The 18,659-nt window shown below is 64.4% G+C and carries 19 protein-coding genes and 1 tRNA gene; 9 read left to right on the plus strand and 11 right to left on the minus strand.

Annotated elements, in window-relative coordinates; all coding sequences use genetic code 11:
- The first annotated feature begins 225 nt into the window (after nt 1-225).
- From xylF to ACZ48C_RS11255, 4 genes are all read left to right on the plus strand, one after another.
- Nucleotides 226-1,266, plus strand: a complete 1,041-nt coding sequence (gene xylF / locus ACZ48C_RS11240) for a D-xylose ABC transporter substrate-binding protein (protein WP_318909719.1) — start codon at nt 226-228, stop codon at nt 1,264-1,266.
- Between the two features lie 176 nt (nt 1,267-1,442).
- Nucleotides 1,443-2,756, plus strand: coding sequence for a sugar ABC transporter permease (locus tag ACZ48C_RS11245; RefSeq protein ID WP_203319654.1), 1,314 nt, complete (start codon nt 1,443-1,445; stop codon nt 2,754-2,756).
- A 14-nt stretch (nt 2,757-2,770) separates the two neighbouring features.
- Nucleotides 2,771-3,556, plus strand: coding sequence for an ATP-binding cassette domain-containing protein (locus ACZ48C_RS11250; protein ID WP_160787496.1), 786 nt, complete (start codon nt 2,771-2,773; stop codon nt 3,554-3,556).
- Nucleotides 3,557-3,709: 153 nt separating this feature from the next.
- A tRNA-Arg gene (locus ACZ48C_RS11255) sits at nt 3,710-3,786 on the plus strand.
- A 47-nt stretch (nt 3,787-3,833) separates the two neighbouring features.
- On the opposite strand, the gene ACZ48C_RS11260 is transcribed toward ACZ48C_RS11255, so the two are convergent.
- Both ACZ48C_RS11260 and ACZ48C_RS11265 read right to left on the minus strand, forming a co-directional pair.
- Nucleotides 3,834-6,728, minus strand: a complete 2,895-nt coding sequence (locus ACZ48C_RS11260) for an autotransporter family protein (protein ID WP_464781154.1) — start codon at nt 6,726-6,728, stop codon at nt 3,834-3,836.
- 643 nt (nt 6,729-7,371) lie between these two features.
- Entirely contained in the window at nt 7,372-7,935 is a 564-nt protein-coding gene (locus ACZ48C_RS11265; RefSeq protein ID WP_464781155.1) for a dual specificity protein phosphatase family protein, read from the minus strand.
- A 162-nt stretch (nt 7,936-8,097) separates the two neighbouring features.
- On the opposite strand from ACZ48C_RS11265, the gene arsC reads away from it, so the two are divergent.
- On the plus strand, nt 8,098-8,520 hold the full coding sequence (gene arsC, locus ACZ48C_RS11270; protein ID WP_464781156.1) for an arsenate reductase (glutaredoxin): 423 nt from the start codon (nt 8,098-8,100) through the stop codon (nt 8,518-8,520).
- A gap of 3 nt (nt 8,521-8,523) precedes the next feature.
- On the opposite strand, the gene ACZ48C_RS11275 is transcribed toward arsC, so the two are convergent.
- Nucleotides 8,524-9,636, minus strand: coding sequence for a hypothetical protein (locus ACZ48C_RS11275; RefSeq protein WP_464781157.1), 1,113 nt, complete (start codon nt 9,634-9,636; stop codon nt 8,524-8,526).
- 321 nt (nt 9,637-9,957) lie between these two features.
- Here ACZ48C_RS11275 and ACZ48C_RS11280 point away from each other — a divergent pair, with 321 nt between their 5' ends.
- Nucleotides 9,958-10,974: a LacI family DNA-binding transcriptional regulator gene (locus ACZ48C_RS11280; RefSeq protein WP_464781158.1), complete on the plus strand. Its 1,017-nt coding sequence runs from the start codon at nt 9,958-9,960 to the stop codon at nt 10,972-10,974.
- Nucleotides 10,975-10,976: 2 nt separating this feature from the next.
- Here the strand turns inward: ACZ48C_RS11280 and ACZ48C_RS11285 are convergent, their stop codons facing one another.
- From ACZ48C_RS11285 to ACZ48C_RS11300, 4 genes are all read right to left on the minus strand, one after another.
- The gene (locus ACZ48C_RS11285; RefSeq protein WP_119256882.1) at nt 10,977-12,020 is read right to left on the minus strand and encodes a Gfo/Idh/MocA family protein; all 1,044 of its coding nucleotides are present in this window, start codon (nt 12,018-12,020) and stop codon (nt 10,977-10,979) included.
- 8 nt (nt 12,021-12,028) lie between these two features.
- The gene (locus ACZ48C_RS11290; protein ID WP_464781159.1) at nt 12,029-12,814 is read right to left on the minus strand and encodes a ThuA domain-containing protein; all 786 of its coding nucleotides are present in this window, start codon (nt 12,812-12,814) and stop codon (nt 12,029-12,031) included.
- Nucleotides 12,815-12,923: 109 nt separating this feature from the next.
- The gene (locus ACZ48C_RS11295) at nt 12,924-13,265 is read right to left on the minus strand and encodes a DMT family transporter (protein ID WP_119256881.1); all 342 of its coding nucleotides are present in this window, start codon (nt 13,263-13,265) and stop codon (nt 12,924-12,926) included.
- A gap of 61 nt (nt 13,266-13,326) precedes the next feature.
- Nucleotides 13,327-13,887: a TetR/AcrR family transcriptional regulator gene (locus ACZ48C_RS11300; protein ID WP_119256880.1), complete on the minus strand. Its 561-nt coding sequence runs from the start codon at nt 13,885-13,887 to the stop codon at nt 13,327-13,329.
- A 134-nt stretch (nt 13,888-14,021) separates the two neighbouring features.
- Here ACZ48C_RS11300 and ACZ48C_RS11305 point away from each other — a divergent pair, with 134 nt between their 5' ends.
- On the plus strand, nt 14,022-14,438 hold the full coding sequence (locus tag ACZ48C_RS11305; protein ID WP_464781160.1) for a group II truncated hemoglobin: 417 nt from the start codon (nt 14,022-14,024) through the stop codon (nt 14,436-14,438).
- 15 nt (nt 14,439-14,453) lie between these two features.
- The gene (locus ACZ48C_RS11310) at nt 14,454-14,828 is read left to right on the plus strand and encodes a DUF423 domain-containing protein (RefSeq protein ID WP_119256878.1); all 375 of its coding nucleotides are present in this window, start codon (nt 14,454-14,456) and stop codon (nt 14,826-14,828) included.
- 95 nt (nt 14,829-14,923) lie between these two features.
- On the opposite strand, the gene ACZ48C_RS11315 is transcribed toward ACZ48C_RS11310, so the two are convergent.
- The 4 genes from ACZ48C_RS11315 to ACZ48C_RS11330 all read right to left on the minus strand — a co-directional run bounded on the left by ACZ48C_RS11315 (nt 14,924) and on the right by ACZ48C_RS11330 (nt 17,362).
- Nucleotides 14,924-15,190 carry a hypothetical protein gene (locus tag ACZ48C_RS11315; RefSeq protein ID WP_119256877.1) on the minus strand — a complete coding sequence of 89 codons (267 nt, stop codon included), beginning with the start codon at nt 15,188-15,190 and terminating at the stop codon, nt 14,924-14,926.
- Nucleotides 15,187-15,576 (minus strand): DUF2325 domain-containing protein, encoded by a 390-nt coding sequence (locus tag ACZ48C_RS11320; RefSeq protein ID WP_119257166.1) that lies wholly within the window; start codon nt 15,574-15,576, stop codon nt 15,187-15,189. The genes ACZ48C_RS11315 and ACZ48C_RS11320 overlap by 4 nt, the downstream gene beginning before the upstream one ends.
- Before the next feature lie 406 nt (nt 15,577-15,982).
- Entirely contained in the window at nt 15,983-16,876 is an 894-nt protein-coding gene (locus ACZ48C_RS11325; protein WP_464781161.1) for a TonB family protein, read from the minus strand.
- A gap of 57 nt (nt 16,877-16,933) precedes the next feature.
- Entirely contained in the window at nt 16,934-17,362 is a 429-nt protein-coding gene (locus ACZ48C_RS11330; RefSeq protein ID WP_119256875.1) for a hypothetical protein, read from the minus strand.
- A 218-nt stretch (nt 17,363-17,580) separates the two neighbouring features.
- On the opposite strand from ACZ48C_RS11330, the gene ACZ48C_RS11335 reads away from it, so the two are divergent.
- The gene (locus ACZ48C_RS11335; RefSeq protein ID WP_454632159.1) at nt 17,581-18,627 is read left to right on the plus strand and encodes a hemin-degrading factor; all 1,047 of its coding nucleotides are present in this window, start codon (nt 17,581-17,583) and stop codon (nt 18,625-18,627) included.
- The last annotated feature ends 32 nt before the right edge of the window (nt 18,628-18,659 follow it).

The following is an 18,659-nucleotide window of genomic DNA, read 5'->3' on the forward strand; positions in this document are numbered from 1 at the left end:
TCATGAGATGCAACACATGCCCCTCCAAAGCACCTGTCACGCCGCCGTTCAAGAGCCGTCAAAGCCTTGTTGACAGCCTTCGAAACATCTGACATTTATTTTCTCGACTGTCGAGAAAAAAGTCCCGGCGTGTCGGGAGGGGTTATCGAGACAGTGTTATCGTGGCCGGTCGTTGAAAGGACGGGATTCGTCCAGGCGGCCGGTGTTCACTTGGGAGGAGATAAGATGAAATCCGTTTTGAAGCTGATGGCAGGGGCTGCCATCATCGTTTCCATGCATTCCGCCGTTCACGCCAAGGACCTCGTCGTCGGCGTCTCCTGGTCCAACTTCCAGGAAGAGCGCTGGAAAACCGACGAAGCCGCCATCAAGACAGCGCTCGAGGCTTCCGGCGACAAGTACATTTCCGCTGACGCCCAGTCGTCCGCCGCCAAGCAGCTCACCGACATCGAATCGCTGATCGCACAGGGCGCCAACGCCATCATCGTCCTGGCGCAGGATTCGGACGCCATCGGCCCGGCCATCGAGAAGGCCGCGGCGGAAGGCATCCCGGTCGTCGGCTACGACCGCCTGATCGAAAACCCGGCCGCCTTCTACATCACCTTCGACAACAAGGAAGTCGGCCGCATGCAGGCCCGCGAAGTGTTCAAGGTGAAGCCGGAAGGCAACTATGTCTTCATCAAGGGCAACTCGGCCGACCCGAACGCCGACTTCCTCTTCGCTGGCCAGCAGGAAGTGCTGAAGGAAGCGATCGACGCCGGCAAGATCAAGAATGTCGGCGAAGCCTATACCGACGGCTGGAAGCCGGAAAATGCCCAGAAGAACATGGAGCAGTTCCTGACGGCGAACGACAACAAGGTCGACGCGGTCGTCGCCTCGAACGACGGCACCGCCGGCGGCGCGATCGCGGCGCTTGCAGCCCAGGGCCTTGCCGGCTCCGTTCCGGTCTCCGGCCAGGACGCCGACCACGCCGCGCTCAACCGCGTCGCGCTCGGCACGCAGACCGTCTCGGTCTGGAAGGACTCGCGTGAACTCGGCAAGCGCGCCGCGGAAATCGCCGCCGAGCTCGCCGGCGGCAAGACCATGGACGAGATCGAAGGCGTCACCACCTTCAACGGCGGCCCGAAGGGCGTCGAGATGAAGTCCGTCTTCCTCGCTCCCCTGCCCGTCACCAAGGACAACCTGAACGTCGTCATCGACGCCGGCTGGATCTCCAAGGATGCGGCCTGCCAGGGCGTGAAGGCCGGTTCGGTCGCGGCCTGCGACTGAGCCCGATCATCCGGTAACGACCTGACCATCGCCAGGCGCCGCAACGACATCGTTGCGGCGCTTGCGCAAGATGGGCAGCGGGCGGAGGATGACGCGGATCCATCCTTTCAAGAAGCAGCACCCGAACTGCGCGCCCGAAACGAACGTTCAACAGAAGTGAGGGGGACGGCAAGACCATGGCCGACATCACGAATACCGCACATGCCAACCGTGCGCGCTCGGCAAGCGAGAATCCGGTAAAGCGCTTCTTCCGCGCGACCGAGATCGACACGCGCCTGCTCGGCATGGTCGGCGCGCTGCTGATCATCTGGATCGGCTTCAACTTCCTGTCCGGCGGCCTCTTCCTGACGCCGCGAAACCTCTGGAACCTCTCCGTCCAGACCGCCTCCGTCGCGGTGATGGCGACCGGCATGGTGCTGGTCATCGTCACGCGCAACATCGACCTTTCCGTCGGCTCGATCCTCGGCTTCGTCGGCATGATCATGGGCGTGCTGCAGGCCGAACTGCTGCCGCAGCTTCTCGGCTTCAACCATCCGGCCACCTGGATCGTCACGCTGCTCGCCGGCCTTCTGCTCGGCGCCGCCATCGGCGCGCTGCAAGGCTCGATCATCGCCTTCATGAACGTGCCATCCTTCATCGTCACGCTCGGCGGCCTGCTCGTCTGGCGCGGCGCTACCTGGTTCGTCACGAGCGGGCGCACCGTCGCCCCGATGGACGCCACCTTCCGCCTGATGGGCGGCGGCACCGAGGGCTCGATCGGCGCGACGGCGAGCTGGATCGTCGGCGCCCTCGCCTGCGTCGCCATCGTCGCGACGATCGCCAACTCCCGCAAGCAGCGCAAGCGCTTCGGCTTTCCGCTGCGCCCCATGTGGGCCGAATATTTCCTCGTCGCCATCGGCTGCGCGCTGGTGCTCGGCGCCGTTGGGGTCGTCAACAGCTATCCCTGGCCCGTCGCCATCGCCCGCAGATATGCCGATGCCAACGGCATCGCCTGGCCGGACGGCGGCCTCTTCATCCCGCACGGCATCGCCATTCCCGTGTTGATCGCCATCGTCGTCGGCATCGTCATGACCTTCATCTCGACACGCCTGCGCTTCGGCCGCTATGTCTTCGCCATCGGCGGCAACCAGGAAGCCGCCGAGCTCGCCGGCATCAAGACGCGCTGGGTCACGGTCAAGATCTTCGCGCTGATGGGCATGCTCTGCGCCATCGCCGCCGCCATCTCGACCGCCCGCCTCAACGCCGCGACCAATGCGCAGGGCGAGCTCGACGAGCTCTACACCATCGCGGCCGCCGTCATCGGCGGCACCTCGCTCGGCGGCGGCATGGGCACCATCGCGGGCGCCATGCTCGGCGCTCTCGTCATGCAATCACTGCAATCGGGCATGGTGCTGGTCGGCATCGACACCCCGTTCCAGCGCATCGTTGTCGGTGTGGTCCTCGTGGTCGCCGTCTGGCTCGACACGATCTACCGCGCCCGCGCCAAGTAAGAGGAGCCCACCCAATGACGGACACCCGTACGCCCCTCGTGGAGATGAAGAACATCTCCATCTCCTTCGGCGGCATCCATGCCGTGGACAACGCCTCGGTCGATCTCTATCCCGGCGAGGTCGTCGCCCTGCTCGGCCACAACGGCGCCGGCAAGTCGACGCTGATCAAGATCCTTTCTGGCGCCTACCGGCGCGACAGCGGCGAGATCCTGATCAACGGCGAGCCCGCCGACATCGCCAACCCGCGCGACGCCAAGAAATACGGCATCGAGACGATCTACCAGACGCTGGCCGTCGCCGACAATGTCGACGCCGCCGCCAACCTCTATCTCGGCCGCGAGCTGCGCACCCCCTGGGGCACGCTCGACGACGTGGCGATGGAGGCCAAGACCCGCGAGGTGATGGGCCGCCTCAACCCCAACTTCCAGCGCTTCAAGGAGCCGGTGAAGGCGCTTTCCGGCGGCCAGCGGCAGTCGGTGGCGATCGCAAGGGCCATCCTCTTCAACGCCCGCATCCTCATCATGGACGAACCGACGGCGGCACTCGGCCCCCAGGAAACGGCGCAGGTCGGCGAGCTGATCAAGCAGCTCAAGAAGGAAGGCATCGGCATCTTCCTGATCAGCCACGACATCCACGACGTCTTCGACCTCGCCGACCGCGTCTCGGTGATGAAGAACGGCCAGGTGGTGGGCCACGCCCGCACCGAGGACGTCACCAAGGACGAGGTGCTCGGCATGATCATCCTCGGCAAGGTCCCCGAAAAAGCCATCCCCGGCCCCGGCGCCATGCAGACCGCCTGATCCCCTACCAGAAAGGCCGCCCCAAGGGGCGGCCTTTCATTTCATCCCGGGCAAACCTATGACAGTTTGCCATTTCCGCAATTTCCGCATTGAAGCCCGCCCCCACCTGGGTTAAGAACCCTCTCATCGGACAGGCGAGTCATCGCCTTGGATGCACCCGTAGCTCAGTTGGATAGAGTGTTGGATTCCGATTCCAAAGGTCACAGGTTCGAATCCTGTCGGGTGCGCCATTCTTGAACAAAAGTCAGAACCGTCGGCTGTTGTGCTACGGCCCCAATCAGAATTGCATCCGAAGACCAAGATTGCCTTTTAGGGCATAGCTTTTGCCAAAGCTGCTTATCGGAGTACCTGCCAGCACTTCGCCGTAGAGAGCGATATTGCTCTGCCAATCCATGCTCGCACCAAGGCCGATTTCACCCGTGAGGCGTTCGCTGGCGTGTCGGATGGCTGTGCCCGCAACCGAGGCCTGCGTCCCGTCCAGCCACTCGTAGCTGAGGTTGGCTATGCCATAGGCTCGGCTGTTCCTGCCCTCCCAGGTGCTCTGGTAATCAAAAGCCAACCCCCAGCGTGTCATCAGACTGTCGTTGCCGTCCGCCGTCACGACAGCGCCTGCCGGGTCGACAAAACGATCAAACCGGACATTCGAATAGATCATCTGGAATTGCGGTGTGATGCCAAGATTTTCATCGATCGACAGCCTCTTGCCGACCTCCACACTGAATGCTTCAGCCTGGCCACCGTTGTTATTGGCAAGAATGCCGAGAAGCTCTGATCTGAGGTCGCTGCCATAGCGGCCTATTTGAGCCTGGGCATCTGCATAGAAGCCGGCACCGTCATACCATGTCAGCGTCGCGCCGATACCATAGCCTTCGGATTTCAGCGCTCCGTTGCCAAAAACGGATTTTATCCGGCTGTTGGCCTCGCCATAGCTCAGGTTGATGCCCGCGATCAGACTTCCACCATTGTGGTCTTCAGCAAGCAAACCATCCGCTCCGAGCTGTATCTTCCAGGTATCGATGCGGTGATCCATACCTGTCGTCGATATCCGAGCATCATCGAAGCGGCCGTATGTGCCTTCCATCCTGCCCCAGAAGCCGCTACCGTCACTATCGACGCCAGCCAGCTGGAAGCGGCTTCCCACGCGTTGCTGGAGGGTCGGCAAGGTGTTGATCGATTGTAGATTGGCACCGTAGGCTTCGTAGATTGGCACGCCGGGCTGATATAGGGGCGTGTTGACAAGCACGGAGCGCAAATACCAGTCGCCGTCCGTCGGGTCGGATACCCCGCCTTGGTAGAGGCGATAGGCGTAGGCGCCCGCGATTACCGACGGATCGCCCTCGAACAGATAGTTGCCGTCGAGCACGAAGCTGCCGTTGGACGCTCCGGCGACATCGACGATCTTAATGCCTTCCACCGTCTGTGCGCCAAGGCCGCCCTGATTGATGACATTGATCAGCGTGAGCCCGGAGGTCGAACCATCGACGACGAGGAGGCTGGTCTGGGAACTGTCGTCACCGAGAACGGCTGCAATTTCGAGACGACCGCCATTGCTGGTATAGTCGCCGTCAATGGTGAGCGTGCCCATCATCCCGCCGTAACCTGGGGCGACGACCCCGGTATTCACGACGGGTCCAACATGCCCTGTGCCCGCCAGCCGGCCGGATGTATCGACCAGCATGTTGCCGCCCAGAATACCATTGACCGCCAATGTGCCCGCCGAGACGGTCGAGTCACCATAAAAGCCGGAGCTGTCGCCAGTCAGCGTCAGTTGTCCAAGGCCAAACTTGTCGAAGCTCGAGGAGCCGGAGAAATCCGTGCCGATGGCAATGTCGTAGCCATTCGTGTCGAACCAGGCGCCTCCGGCTGCCACCGCCACCGATGAGAACCCGTTGAGGAAATTGGCCTGATCCCGATTGGCGCGCAGGATGCCGCCATCGAGGTCCAGCACGGCGCTGGAGCCGGAGCCCTTGATCACCGCGCCGGTTTCAAGAATGCCGCGGCCGCTGGGGTCACCATCGAGATGAAGTGTCGCGCTGCCTGTAGCACTGTTGGCGAGATAGACGGCGCTGCCGGCACTGACGAAGCCGCCCTTGCTGACAGTCATCTCACCAGTGCCGCCGTACCCCAACTCGATGCGATCGGACGCGCTCAAGCTGGACAGGGCGCCGTTGCTGCTCGAAACGACTACCGAACCGGTACTGCCAGCCCCGTGGCCGACATAAATGGAAGCAGCGCCGCCGCCGGTCGCACTTGTCGCGACCTGCGCGCCATCGTCAACAAAGAGCGCCCCATTGCCATAATACCCGACATAGATGTTGTTGGCGGCATTCCAGGTTGACGCGTGGCCGTTGCCATCATGGCCGGAGACGGTGACTGAATTGGCGCCGGCGTTGGACCCTATCAGGCCCTGCCCGCTGTTCACCACGCCCCCGTTCAGAATGTTCAACGTTCCTACGCCGCCGTCGCCGATATGAAGCTGGTTGGCATTGTTCCAGGTCGACACGTTTCCATTGCCGTCATGACCGGAAACAGTGACGGTACCTACGCCGCCGCTGCTGTTACCGATCGTGGTCACCGAGCTGCTTACCGTTCCTCCATCTGAAATGTTGAGGGTGCCCGCTCCGCTTTCGCCGATGTAAAACTGCCCGGTAATGGTCCATATCGAGGCATTGCCATCGACATCGCTGCCCGAAATCGTGACGTCGCCCTGGCCGTTGGCCCCGGCACCGATATAGCTCCACGCGCTGTTTACAACGCCGCCATTGATGACGGAGAGCATGCCTTTGCCGTCTTGGCCGATCGTAAGATCGCCATTGTTGGTCCAGGTCGAGGCGTTTCCAGTCCCGTCACGACCGGAGACGGTGACCTCGCCCTGATCGGAAGCACCGTTGCCGACAACACCGTTGTTGTTGGTGACAGTGCCGCCATTCTCGATTTTCAGGAAGCCGGGGGTGGGGCCGGAAGCGCCAACGTCAAGGTCGCCGGCCACTGTCCAGTTTGGCGACACGATGCCGCCAGGGCCGCCAGAGGAGGTCACGCCGTTTCCGGTGACTGACTGGGCGCATACCGGCCGTATGCCAGCCATCATGGAGACAAGCGTAACAAGCGCCGTCGTCAGTAAAAAATATGTTCGGCGCTCTGCGGAGCCCGCTAAATTAATAGGTTTCGCCATCCGGCATTCTTTCGTCACTTACGAATGCGTGGAGAGCTCCCTACCGCAATTCGCCGCTCAGACGTGACGCCGAGCGGCACCGTTCGAGATGAACAGCCACTAGGACGCCGCCATGCGCAGACCATCGGATATTATGGTTAATCTTTGGTTTCTTGCTGCCGCACGGGAGCTTTTGACTGCGTGGATATTCAGTGATCGGTGAGGAAAAAATCAGCCGAAAGGCCGCTGGTTGAGAGCACCCCTCAGAGGGCTTCCCACCTGCATCGGCGACCAATGCCGAAGATCTGCTTTCGGTATTTGCCAGGGTCGCAGGAACAACGGGAACGACGTGCGTGGCCGTTCCCCCTATCATGCTCGATAGCTGCGAATGCAAGTAATGTCGGTACTTTGTGGATTTTTCGAAGGATGGCAGGTTGCCGCCGATGCCATGGAATGGCTGAATGCCGCACGCATCACCAGCCGTAAGGGGACCATCCGTTGAGGAAGATCATCACCATCACCTGTATCCTGATCGTTGGCTTGTCTCTCGCGAACTGCGCCGGCCGCCAATGCAGCGATTGGCCGGGGACTTGCATTATTCAATGACTACGGCCTGATCTCCTACCTCGCATTTTTCCGAGCCCATGCCCTACAGTGAGGGCGCTCAGCTGGCCGAACGCTCCGCAGCTTCCATATCCTCCCAGCTTTCGTCCATGGCATAGGTGGGGGAGAAGAAGGGCACGCCGAAATGGCCGTAGCGGATGGAGAGCTGGCGTTCCGCGGTTTCCTCATCCGCATGCGCTATGCGGGCGAGATAGACGACGGAGGCGAGGCCTGTTCGGTCGGCGCCCGAGTGGCAATGGATGAGGATGGGACGCGGCGCATCGCGCAGGATCGTGACAAGTTCGTCCGCCGTCTTTGCATCGAGGCGCTGGCTGGATCTCAGGGGGAAATCTATCAGGGTAAGGCCGAGCTGTTTCGCGGCGGCGGCTTCGTTTTTGTACCAGGCGGCGTTTTCATCCCGGCCTCTCAGATTGATGACGGTGCGGATCTTGTAGCGCTCGGCATAGGTCGCGAGATCGGCTGGCGTGGGCTGGTTGGAGCGGTAGGCTTCCCCCGGCACGACGGCGGCGAAATTTCCTGTCAGCTGTATTGCCACGAGATAGAGGCCGAGCCCGAGGCCCGCCGCGCCGGACGCAAGCCCTGTCCATTTCAAGAACCGCTTCATGATCGCCTTTCCTGCCGATTTGGGCGACAGAAAAAGCCTTGCGGCTGACAGGGCGCTGAACGCCGGCTGCGAAAGGGTGGGGACGGCGTCGCCTCGCCTTACGGCTTGACGCTGCGCCGAGATCGCGTATCCCTTGCCGGACACCTCTTCAAAAGGCCGGCCATGGAAGCGATCATCTATCACAATCCGCGATGCGGCACCTCGCGCAACACGCTGGCCCTAATCCGCAATGCCGGCATCGAGCCGAGGATCGTGGACTATCTCGCCGCACCGCCGACCCGGGAGGAACTGCGGGCCCTGATCGCCACCGCCGGCCTTGCGGTGCGCGCTGCCATTCGCGAGAAGGAAGCATCCTACGCCGCCCTCGGCCTTGCCGATCCCGCGCTGTCGGACGATGAGCTGCTCGACCACATGGTGGCCGAGCCGATCCTCATCAACCGCCCCTTCGTGATGACGCCGCTCGGAACGCGGCTCTGCCGGCCGTCGGAAGCCGTGCTGGATATCCTTCCCGACACGCACAAGGGGCCTTTCGCCAAGGAGGATGGCGAGAAGGTGATCGGCGAGGACGGCAAGCGGCTCGCCTGAGGGCTATGCCTCCATAACCGGGTGCGTTGCGGCAAGGCCGAGGGCGGCGCGCAGTGTCGCCTCGCTTTCCATAGCAAAGCGCTCGGCCGCATGACGGCCGCGCAGCTCGTCCCGCGGCGGCAGCGGGCCGGCAAGACGGACGGAAAGCCCCTCCATCGGGGCGGCAAGATGCGGCACGTCCTCAATGGCGCACAGGCGATGGGCGAGCGAGCCCTCGCGCACCACCACCGGAAGGCCGAGCTGCGCCGCCCGCCCGAGAATGCCGAAGGCCTGATCGCCCGTCCTCGGGTAGAAGCACCAGATCGCATCGCTCGCCGCATAGGCGCCCAGCAGCTCGGCATCGGAGATGAACCGGTCGACCGTGACGCCGCCGCCCTCGCGCAGGACCTCGGCATGCTCGGCGTCGGCCACGGCAACCTTGCCGCAGGCGATGAACTGGTAGCACGCCCGCAGCCGCGCGGACCGGGCATAGATATCGGCGAAGAGGTCAAAACCTTTCCGGCCGCACTGGCTGCCGATGGCCGTCAGCACAAGGCGGTCGCCCGGCCGGCGCTCGGCACGCAGCGCGTTCACCGCCTTGCGCTCCTCTTCGCTCAGGTCCCAGAGCTGGAAATCGTAGATATAGCCATCGGCAATGGCGACGGCGGGCGGAAGGACGCTGAAGGGCACGATGGAGAGCGTGCGCACCGCGCGGCAGCGCTTCAGCCTTTGCAGCACCGCGCGCCGCCAGCGGTTTCCCCAGCGGGGCGAAACGGCGAGCGGCCCCGGCTTGAGCAGGAGCCCCACGGTCCGCCGTCCCAGCAGGGCACGGAAAAGCCCGACCAGCACATAAAGAAGGAACACCTCCTCCACCATGAGGAAAAGCACCGGCGCCCGCGCGAAAAGGAGGCTGCGAAGCCGCGCCCGCCGCGCGCCGAACACTCGCTCCAGCACGCGGAAATAGGCGGGCCGCCGGCCGGTCTCGCTCCGGCTATAGACGAGCGGCGCGCCCGGCCGGCCCTGCCCTGCCAAGGCTTCGCGTGACCGCCCACCTGCCCTCGCGTCGAGATTTTCCGGCTGCAGGTCCGATCGAACAGACGGACCCATCGCGGCCGGCAACACGCTGCCCGCCTGCATGATCTTCCCCCAAATCGTCGCGAATAGCCCTCGAAGCCGTCCCTGCCCGAAAGGCCCGGATGAACGGCCGCGTTCCCTCCGGCCCTCACCCCATCGACATATTAGCAGAAGCGAAATTCGCCTCCGCCACAACCATGTCGTTCAAATCCGGACCTTAACGTGTCGTTAACATTTATCAAGCGGGATTCTGCAACCTGAATGATGCCTTCGCGCGAACGGCTTTACCGGAAGCGGACAGCCACGCCCCTGCCCTTGCTTGCGGCGATGGGCGGGAGAGTTCATAAAGGCCGCAATCGAAAGACTGCTTTCGAGGGGAAGAGAATGAACCTCAAGGAATTTGCCGCGCGCATCGGCCTCTCCCAGACGACGGTGAGCCGGGCGATGAGCGGCTATCCGGAGGTGAAGGCGGAGACGCGTGCGCGCGTGCTGGAGGCCGCGGAGCGGCTGGGCTACCGCCCGAACAGCATCGCCCAGCGGCTGGCGACCGGCCGGGCCGGCGCCATCGGCATTGTCTTCCAGGGCGGCGGGCGCTTCGGGCCCCATTCCAGCGAGTTCATGGGCGGTCTTTCGACGCGCCTGCAGCAGGAAGGCATCGACATCCTCGTCTCGACCGTCGAGAGCGCGCAGGACGAGGCGGCCGCCTATCGCCGGCTCGCGGCGAGCAAGCGGGTGGACGCCGTGATCGTCCATACGCCCGCCTGCACCGACGAGCGCATCGCGCTGTTGCAGGCGCTCGGCCTGCCCTTCATCGTGCATGGGCGGAGCGAGGCGGAAAAGCCCTTCGCTTTCCTCGACATCGACAATTTCGGGGCCATCGCCGCCGCGACGAAGCATCTTGCCGCGCTCGGCCATCGCCGCATCGCCCTCATCAACGGCGACACGGCCAGCACCTATGCCCGCGACCGGGACGAAGGTTACCGCAGGACGCTCGCGGCAGAAGGCATAGCAGTGGATCCGGCGCTGACCGGCCACGGCGAATTCACCGACGAGACCGGCTTCCGGCTCATGCAGGGCTTCCTCGCCCTCCCCGCCCCGCCGACGGCGGTCATCGCGGGGTCGATGATGTCGGCGCTCGGCGCGATGCGGGCGATCCGCATCGCGGGGCTTGCCGTGGGCGAGGATGTCTCGCTCATCGCCCATGACGACGTCTTTCTTTACCTCAGCCCCGACAATCTCGTTCCGGCCGTCACCACGACGCAGTCGCCGATCCGCGCGGCGGGCGAGCGGATCGGCGACATGGCCTTGCGGCTTTTGCAGGGGGAAGCGCCGGAAGCGCTTCAGGAGGTCTGGCCGGTCGAGTTCGTCATCCGCGGCTCGACAGGCCCGGTCCGGAGTTAAGGTCAGACCGCCAGCTCGCAGCGCCCCTTCTCGGTTTCGATGGCAAGATCGAGCACCTTCTGGAGCTCGGCGGCATGACGGAAGCCCGGCTCGATCCTTTCGCCCGCCGCGACGGCCGCGGCGAAGCGCTCGTAATTGGTCGGCACCGTGCCGGCGTCGATCTCCCGCCAGACGGCCTGCTCGACATCCTCGCCGAGGCAGCCGCGCAGCTTCGATCCCTCGGTCGAATGGATGACCTCGAGGGCACCCTTGTCGCCATGCATGCGCAGGCGCAACTCGTTGAGATGGCCGGTCGCCCAGCGGCTGGCATGGATGACGCCGAGCGCGCCGTTGTCGAAATCCACCGTCATCGTGAAGCTGTCATTGGCGTCAAGGTCGTATTCGCCGATCCGGTTGTCCGGCGCCTTGTCGAAAGCCTTCAGCCGCGCGAAGACGTGGTCCACATCGCTCGCCGCGCCGTAGCTGGCGAAATCGAGGATGTGGATGCCGACATCGCCCAGCACGCCGTTCGAGCCGTGCCGGGTGGAAAGGCGCCAGAGCCACTGGCTTTCCGTGGCCCAGTTGCCCCAGGCCTTCGAGACGAGCCAGCTTTGCAGGTAGGACGCCTCGACATGGCGCACGCGGCCGATTTCGCCCGCCAGCACCATCGCGCGCGCCTTCTGCAGCGGCGCCACGTTGCGATAGGTGAGGTTCACCATGGTCACGAGGCCGGAGGCCTCGGCGGCGCGGGCCATCTCGTCGGCCTTGGCGTAGTTTTCCGCCAGCGGCTTCTCGCACATCACATGCTTGCCCGCCGCCAGCAGCGCCAGCGTCGTCGGATGGTGCGCACGGTCGGGCGTGACATTGGTCGCCGCGTCGAAGCCATTCCAGGCGATGGCGTCCTCCAGCGAGGTGAAGACATTCGCGATGCCATGCTGGTCGGCGAAGGCCTTGGCCCGCGAGGGGTCGACATCGACCGCGCCGACCAGCTCGACGCCGTCTATCGCGGCAAAATATCTGGCATGGGTATTGGCCATGCCGCCTGTTCCAACAACGAGAAGACGCATCGTTCGCCTCAGCGGTAACCGGCTTCGCCGGCCTCATGCAGTTTCGGACCGCGCTCCTCGATCGGCTCCAGGGCCTTGTCGACCGGCACGTTGGGCGCATCGTGGATCGCCGCATAGGTGCCCTGCGGGTTGAAGGCCCATTTCACGCCGTTGACCAGGACCTTCTGGACCGTGGCGTCGTGATAGGTCGGGTAGGTCTCGTGGCCCGGGCGGAAATAGAAGATGTTGCCGGCGCCGCGGCGCCAGGTGAGACCCGAGCGGAAAACCTCGCCGCCCGCAAACCACGAGATGAAGACGGTCTCCAGCGGCTCCGGCACGGAGAACTGCTCGCCATACATCTCCTCGTTCTCAAGCACGAAATTCTCGCCGAGCCCTTCGGCGATGGGGTGGCGGGGATTGATCACCCAGACCCGCTCGCGCTCGCCCGCCTCGCGCCATTTCAGCGCGCAGGGCGTGCCCATCAGGCGCTTGAAGATCTTGGAGAAATGGCCGGAATGCAGCACGAGGAGGCCCATGCCCGCCCACACGCGCCGCGCCACGCGCTCTACCACCGCATCGTCGACCGCGCCGTGATCCTTGTGGCCCCACCAGACGAGGACGTCCGTCTCGGCAAGGCGGGCCTCGGTGAGCCCGTGTTCCGGCTCCTGCAGCGTCGCCGTCGTGGCGCGGATCGCGGGATCCCTGTTCAGCGCCTCGGCGATCGTGTTGTGCATGCCGTTCGGATAGATCGAGCGGACGATTTCGTTCGTCTGCTCGTGGATGTTTTCACCCCATACGATGGTGCGTATCGCCATGTGCCATTCCTTCAAGGCCGGGAATTGAAACCGCTTTCAATTCGTCGAAACCGATAGAGGCAGTCCCGCGTCTTGGCAAGCGGGGTCCTCTCAACATTCCGGCTCCCTTTCAGTGGAATGTCGATTTGGAGAAAAGGTTCAGCACAAGAACGCCGGCAATGATCAGGCCGAGGCCGGCAATGGCGGCAAAGTCGAGCTTCTGGCCGAAGGCGAAGTAGCCGACGAGCGAGATCAGCACGATGCCGAGGCCGCTCCAGATCGCATAGGCGATGCCGACCGGAACGTAGCGCAGGCTCCACGAGAGGAAGTAGAATGCCACGGCATAGCAGACCACCATGACGAGGGTCGGCCCGAGGCGGGAGAAGTGCTGCGCGGCCTGCATGGCGGAGGTGCCGAGCACCTCGAAGACGATGGCGGCCACCAGGACGGCATAGACGGCGGTGATGTTCATGTGAGGTCTCCGGCGCAGGCCGCGCCAACGGGCGCCTTCCGGCGCGGATTGCAAAAGACGGTCAGGTGCGCGACAGGGCCATCAGGCGCTCCAGCATGGCCGCGCGCGGTGCGGCATCCATGACGGGCGCCCCGAGCAGGTCGGCCAGCCAAAGCCCGTCCACCGCATAGCGGACGAGCATGGCGTCGAGCGTCGAATCCGTGCCGACATTTTCCGCGAGGTGCCGGTCGACCCATTGTCGCCAGCGCTCGCGCAGGTGCGGCTCGGAGATGAGCGCGACGGTGAGCACCTTCCATTGCTCGCCGTCGGAAAGGCCCTCCGGCAGGAACCAGATCGCCGCATAGGCCCGCGTGAAGCGGCCCTTCGGCTCAGGATCGTCGCGCATGCGCTCGGCAAGCGCCCGGTCGAACTTTTCCGTCAGGTCGTCGAACAGGCCGTCGAGCAGCGACAGTTTGTTGGGGAAATGGTGCAGCAGGCCGCCCTTGCTGACCCCGGCCGCCTGGGAAACGGCATCGAGCGTCACGCTCGCCGGCCCCTTCTCCAGCGACAGCTTCGCCGCGACTTCCAGCAATTGCTGGCGGACGGCCTCGGGATGCTTTTTGCGATGGTGGGCTTTGCTCATGATAAAACATACCGTCTAGACGGTTTCTTGTCAATCCGCCCGAGGCGGCGCTGCCGGGCGCATTGCCGCAGCTCTGCGGCCGGGATTGCGCGGCGGATGCGGCGGCGCTAAGACCCAAGGCAACGGGAAGAACCATGACCGACGCGACGCAAGAGCAGGAACGGCAGGGCGAGACGATCACCCTCTACCAGGCGGTGGGCGGCGAGGCGGGCGTGCGCGCCCTGACGCGCCGCTTCTACGCGCTGATGGACACCCTGCCGGAAGCGGCCCGCTGCCGCGCCATCCATCCGCCGGACCTCACCGGCAGCGAGGAAAAGCTCTACGAATACCTGACCGGCTGGCTCGGCGGCCCGCCGCTCTATACGCAGAAGCGCGGCCACCCCATGCTGCGCCGCCGCCATTTCGTCGCGCCGATCGGCCCGGCCGAACGGGACGAATGGCTGCTCTGCTTCGTGCGCGCGCTGGAAGAGACGGTGCCCGGCGAGGGCCTGCGGACGATCATCCTCGAGCCGGTCACCCGGCTTGCCCACCATATGCAGAACCAGGAATAGTCCCGGGAGTCATCCATGTCCTTTTCGCTCCGCTCGGCAAGCCTTCTCGTCGCCGGCCTGATGGGCCTTGCCGGCGTCGCAACAGCGGCGGCCGCCTCACATGGCAGCGATCCGCGCCTGATGGCCGGCGCTTCCGCCATGTGCCTTGCCCATGCCCCGGCGCTGGTCGCGCTCCACGCGGCCTGGCCAATGGTGCGGACCGCGCCGCTGGCCGCGCTGCTGCTGGCCCTCGGCACGGCGCTCTTTGCCGGCGACCTCGTCTTCCGCCATTCGGCGGGACACGGGCTTTTCCCCATGTCCGCGCCGACCGGCGGCGTCGTGATGATGGCGGGATGGCTGGCAGTCGCGCTCGGCGCGTTCCTGCCTAGAGCAATTCCAGCAAAAGTGTGAAGCGGTTTTGCGTCCGGAATTGCGTTAAAATAAAGAGTTAGAGCGTTTTCGCGATTCGAAGAAAAGCGGAAATGCTCTAAGAATCAAGCCTGACGTCAGCGCCCGGAGGGCGCGCGACGCAGCGAGGAGAACGCGACGACATTGTCGTTGCGCGCATCGAGGGCGGTGTCGTCCTCGAAAGCTGCCCGTCGCGCCGGCGGGCGAGCGTCGTTCACGGGAAATTCCACGACATTGGCGCTGTCCAGCAGGCAAGCGCGGCGCGTCAGGAGGGCATAGAGCTCCGGTACGAGGCCGTCGCCGTTCTGGGCGGCCAGCTTGTGTAGGCCGATCATCGCGAAGGCCTCGGGTCTTTCGTCATTCACTGGGTACTGTCTCCCTGGCTCATGCTCTGCAGGGCCCGCTCGAAGGAGGACTTGCTGCCGTTGCGCAGCGGCACGAAGGCCTTCTCCCACTTCTTGCAGCCCGTTTTCACGCGGATGCAGGCATCATGGCTGATACAGTCGATGGGGCAGAAGACGCAGTCCACGGAGGGCAGCACGTTGTCGATGCGGGACACCGCCTCGCGAAGACCGCCGTCGTGATGGATGAGGTTTGCGCCGTAGGAGCTGGCGATCTGGCGCAGATGCGCCACCTGGCAGTCGCGGCCGCCGACATAGAGGAAGCTGCGGCCCTCGAGGCCAGCCTTGTCGGCCTTCTCGTCATTGTCCTGCCGCTGGCGGGCCTGCTGCTGTTGCCTTTTCTCGCGCATCGCCTTCCTCTCCGCTTCGCCGGTCCGGCGCTTCACTTTGGTGACTTCTACGCTGCGGGGGGCCTGCGCCTGCGGCGCCCGTACCTCCATCCGCGGGGCGGCCGGCGCGGCGGCCGCTCCCTCCTGCGAGCCTTCGGCCATCTGCTTGCGGAGCGCGGCAAGCTGGCGCTCCAGATCGGCGATGCGCCGGTCCCGCTCGGCGATCATTGCCTTCAGGACCGACTCCATGCGGCCCGCAGTCATCGTATTCATGCAGCATCCCCTTTGGCACTCCGCGTGGGCGGAGCCTCAGTTCCGGGTCAACCTACAAAACTTGATTTTCATAGTAAAGTATAAACATGACTATTAAAGTCATATTTTCCGACAAAAAAATCCCGCCGACCGGAAGGCAGCGGGAAAGATCGCCTCAGTTGAAAACGATCGGCACGTTGAATGCCCAGGACGCGCGCCCCGCGGCCTCGGGAATCTTGGCGAAAGGCGCGGCGCGCTGCACCGAATCGACCGCCGCCCTGTCGAGCGCCGCGCTGCCGGAGCTGCGCGCGACGCGGATGCCGCTCGCCTGCCCGCCCGAGCCGACGACGAAGCTTACCACGACGCTGCCGCTCTCGCCGCCCGGCGCGCGCCGCTTGGCGCGGTTGATCTTGTTGCGGACCTTGCCCGGATAATTGCTGACGGCGGCATTGCCGGCCGTGGACGAATTGCCCTTCTTCTGGCCGCCGACGGAGGCGGTCTTCACGTCGGCCGAGCCATCCACCTCGCCCTTCGTGGCATTCGCCTTCGCCGTGCCCTTCTCGCCGGCCTTGCGGACGACCTTCTGCTTCGGCTTCTTGCGCTCGACCTTCTTGACCGGCTCTTGCTTCTTCACCTCGGGAACCGGCTTGATCTCCCGTTCCGGCTCGACCTCGGGCTTGATTTCCGGGATCGGGATCGCGGCGATCTCCACCTCGGCGGAGGGAACGATCAGCTCCTGCACCGGCTCCGACACCACCGGATCGACGGGCGCGATCTCGGTCGTCTCGGGCTGGATCTCGGTGGGCTTGATTTCCGCAACCTCCTGCGGTTGCGGCTCGGTGATATCGGGCTGGATCGCTTCCGGCGTGATCGCCTCTTCGGGATTGCCAGACTCGACCGCCTCGAAGGCGCCGTTGCCGAGCATGGCCACTTCCGCGACGACGCCGCCGGCGATCAGCGCCTCGTCTTCCGGCGCCGCCGGCGTCATGGTGAGGATCGCGGCCGCCCCGGCATGGGCCAGCAGAGAAAACACCCCCGCACCGATCCAGAGCCACTTGCTTCCAGCCATCGTCTTATCCACCGTTCCATTCATCGCGATCCCGCCTCATGCGGGCCGCCACTCAACTCAACCTTCGAGACCGGCCGAAACCTTGCTGCGCGTGACGATGCCGTCCATGCAGCGGGCCTTGTCGAGCCCCTCGCCTTCGCAGACCGGCGCATCGTTGATCAGCAGGTTCTTCACCCCTTCGCACTTGATGCCCGGCACGTCGAACTGGCGCACCTTCGACTTGCCGGCCGGCAGGTCGCGGAAATCGAGCAGCGCCAGCCGCTCGACCGTGCCCTTGTCGTTGAAGATCACGAATTCGAAGGAGACCTTCGAAACGTTCTGCTGAAAGCCGTTCGCCGCGACGAAGGTGAAGAGGCAGCCCTTCTGCGAGGCGGCAAGCGCATTGAGCTCGACATCCAGCCCCTTGGGCGCGGCTTCCTGTGCGGCCGCGCCGGAGACGGCGGCGGCTGCGAGCATCGACGAGAGAAGAAGGGTGCGTACGATCATGGCTTGCCTGTTCGTGTTTTCGGTCCGGACGTCGGTTCCGGCGTCTCACAAAATTAACATGAGTTTGCCAGTCCTGTATTGCGCCTATAGATAAATATGAGTAAGCAAGTCAAGATAGTAAACGCCAAATTCCCCCGCAACTCCCTGTTCCGCCGAGAAAAACGGACCAGCGGGAGTGGCAGGAAATGGCCATGAACATTTGAATGAAGGCCGCGACCATGACCGACACGACCCGACCGACACCCGCCGAAATCCGCGCCTTCCGTGCGGAAAACCCCAAGATGCGCGAGCGTGACATCGCCGCCCAGCTCGGTATTTCGGAGGCTGCGCTCGTCGCGGCCGAGGTCGGGCTCACCGCGATCCGCATCGACGGCAGCGCCAATCGCTTCCTCGAGCGTGCCGAAGCCCTCGGCGAGATCATGGCGCTGACCCGCAACGAGAGCGTCGTGCACGAGAAGATCGGCGTGTTCGAGAAGGTCACCACCGGCAAGCACGCCTCGATCGTGCTCGGCGAGAATATCGACCTTCGCATCTTCCCCGGCACCTGGGCCCATGGCTTCGCCGTGACGAAGACCGACGGCGAGCAGGTCCGCCGCAGCCTGCAGTTCTTCGACAAGGCTGGCGACGCCGTGCACAAGGTCCACCTTCGCCCGGCCTCCAACCTCGAAGCCTACGAGGCCATCGTCGCCGACTTCCGCCTGGAGGACCAGTCGCAGGAATTCGTCGAAGTCGTCTCGGCGAAGACCGTCGAGACCGGCCCGGTCGATGTGGCGGCACTGCGCGAGAACTGGAGCGCCATGACGGATACGCACCAGTTCTTCGGCATGCTGCGCAAGCTGAAGATCGCCCGTCAGGACGCCGTGCGCAGCGTCGGCGAGGATTTCGCCCGCCAGGTGCGCGCCGATGCCGTCAGCGAACTGCTGCGCGCCTCGGCCGAGCGCGACGCCGAGATCATGTGCTTCGCCGGCAATCACGGCACGATCCAGATCCACACCGGCCCGGTGAAGAACATCCAGCCGATGGGTCCCTGGCTCAACGTGATGGATCCCACCTTCCACATGCACCTGCGCACCGACCACATCGTCGAGTGCTGGGTCGTCCGCAAGCCGACCAGCGACGGCCACGTCACCTCGCTCGAAGCCTATGACGCGAGCGGCGAGATGATCGTCCAGTTCTTCGGCAAGCGGAAGGAAGGCATGAGCGAGCGCGCCGACTGGCGCGAGATCCTCGACGGCCTGCCGCGCCCCGACAGCGCCGCCGCCTGAAGACGAGCACCATCAGGGACCACGACCCAAGG

The sequence above is a fragment of the Shinella sp. 1A1 genome, from assembly GCF_055379515.1.

What these genes read in the sequence shown, in the direction of transcription:
- xylF (WP_318909719.1), top strand. Translation starts at nt 226, where the DNA reads ATGAAATCCGTTTTGAAGCTGATGGCAGGGGCTGCCATCATCGTTTCC.
- ACZ48C_RS11245 (WP_203319654.1), top strand. Translation starts at nt 1,443, where the DNA reads ATGGCCGACATCACGAATACCGCACATGCCAACCGTGCGCGCTCGGCA.
- ACZ48C_RS11250 (WP_160787496.1), top strand. Translation starts at nt 2,771, where the DNA reads ATGACGGACACCCGTACGCCCCTCGTGGAGATGAAGAACATCTCCATC.
- ACZ48C_RS11260 (WP_464781154.1), bottom strand. Translation starts at nt 6,728, where the DNA reads ATGGCGAAACCTATTAATTTAGCGGGCTCCGCAGAGCGCCGAACATAT.
- ACZ48C_RS11265 (WP_464781155.1), bottom strand. Translation starts at nt 7,935, where the DNA reads ATGAAGCGGTTCTTGAAATGGACAGGGCTTGCGTCCGGCGCGGCGGGC.
- arsC (WP_464781156.1), top strand. Translation starts at nt 8,098, where the DNA reads ATGGAAGCGATCATCTATCACAATCCGCGATGCGGCACCTCGCGCAAC.
- ACZ48C_RS11275 (WP_464781157.1), bottom strand. Translation starts at nt 9,636, where the DNA reads ATGCAGGCGGGCAGCGTGTTGCCGGCCGCGATGGGTCCGTCTGTTCGA.
- ACZ48C_RS11280 (WP_464781158.1), top strand. Translation starts at nt 9,958, where the DNA reads ATGAACCTCAAGGAATTTGCCGCGCGCATCGGCCTCTCCCAGACGACG.
- ACZ48C_RS11285 (WP_119256882.1), bottom strand. Translation starts at nt 12,020, where the DNA reads ATGCGTCTTCTCGTTGTTGGAACAGGCGGCATGGCCAATACCCATGCC.
- ACZ48C_RS11290 (WP_464781159.1), bottom strand. Translation starts at nt 12,814, where the DNA reads ATGGCGATACGCACCATCGTATGGGGTGAAAACATCCACGAGCAGACG.
- ACZ48C_RS11295 (WP_119256881.1), bottom strand. Translation starts at nt 13,265, where the DNA reads ATGAACATCACCGCCGTCTATGCCGTCCTGGTGGCCGCCATCGTCTTC.
- ACZ48C_RS11300 (WP_119256880.1), bottom strand. Translation starts at nt 13,887, where the DNA reads ATGAGCAAAGCCCACCATCGCAAAAAGCATCCCGAGGCCGTCCGCCAG.
- ACZ48C_RS11305 (WP_464781160.1), top strand. Translation starts at nt 14,022, where the DNA reads ATGACCGACGCGACGCAAGAGCAGGAACGGCAGGGCGAGACGATCACC.
- ACZ48C_RS11310 (WP_119256878.1), top strand. Translation starts at nt 14,454, where the DNA reads ATGTCCTTTTCGCTCCGCTCGGCAAGCCTTCTCGTCGCCGGCCTGATG.
- ACZ48C_RS11320 (WP_119257166.1), bottom strand. Translation starts at nt 15,576, where the DNA reads ATGCGCGAGAAAAGGCAACAGCAGCAGGCCCGCCAGCGGCAGGACAAT.
- ACZ48C_RS11325 (WP_464781161.1), bottom strand. Translation starts at nt 16,876, where the DNA reads ATGGCTGGAAGCAAGTGGCTCTGGATCGGTGCGGGGGTGTTTTCTCTG.
- ACZ48C_RS11330 (WP_119256875.1), bottom strand. Translation starts at nt 17,362, where the DNA reads ATGATCGTACGCACCCTTCTTCTCTCGTCGATGCTCGCAGCCGCCGCC.
- ACZ48C_RS11335 (WP_454632159.1), top strand. Translation starts at nt 17,581, where the DNA reads ATGACCGACACGACCCGACCGACACCCGCCGAAATCCGCGCCTTCCGT.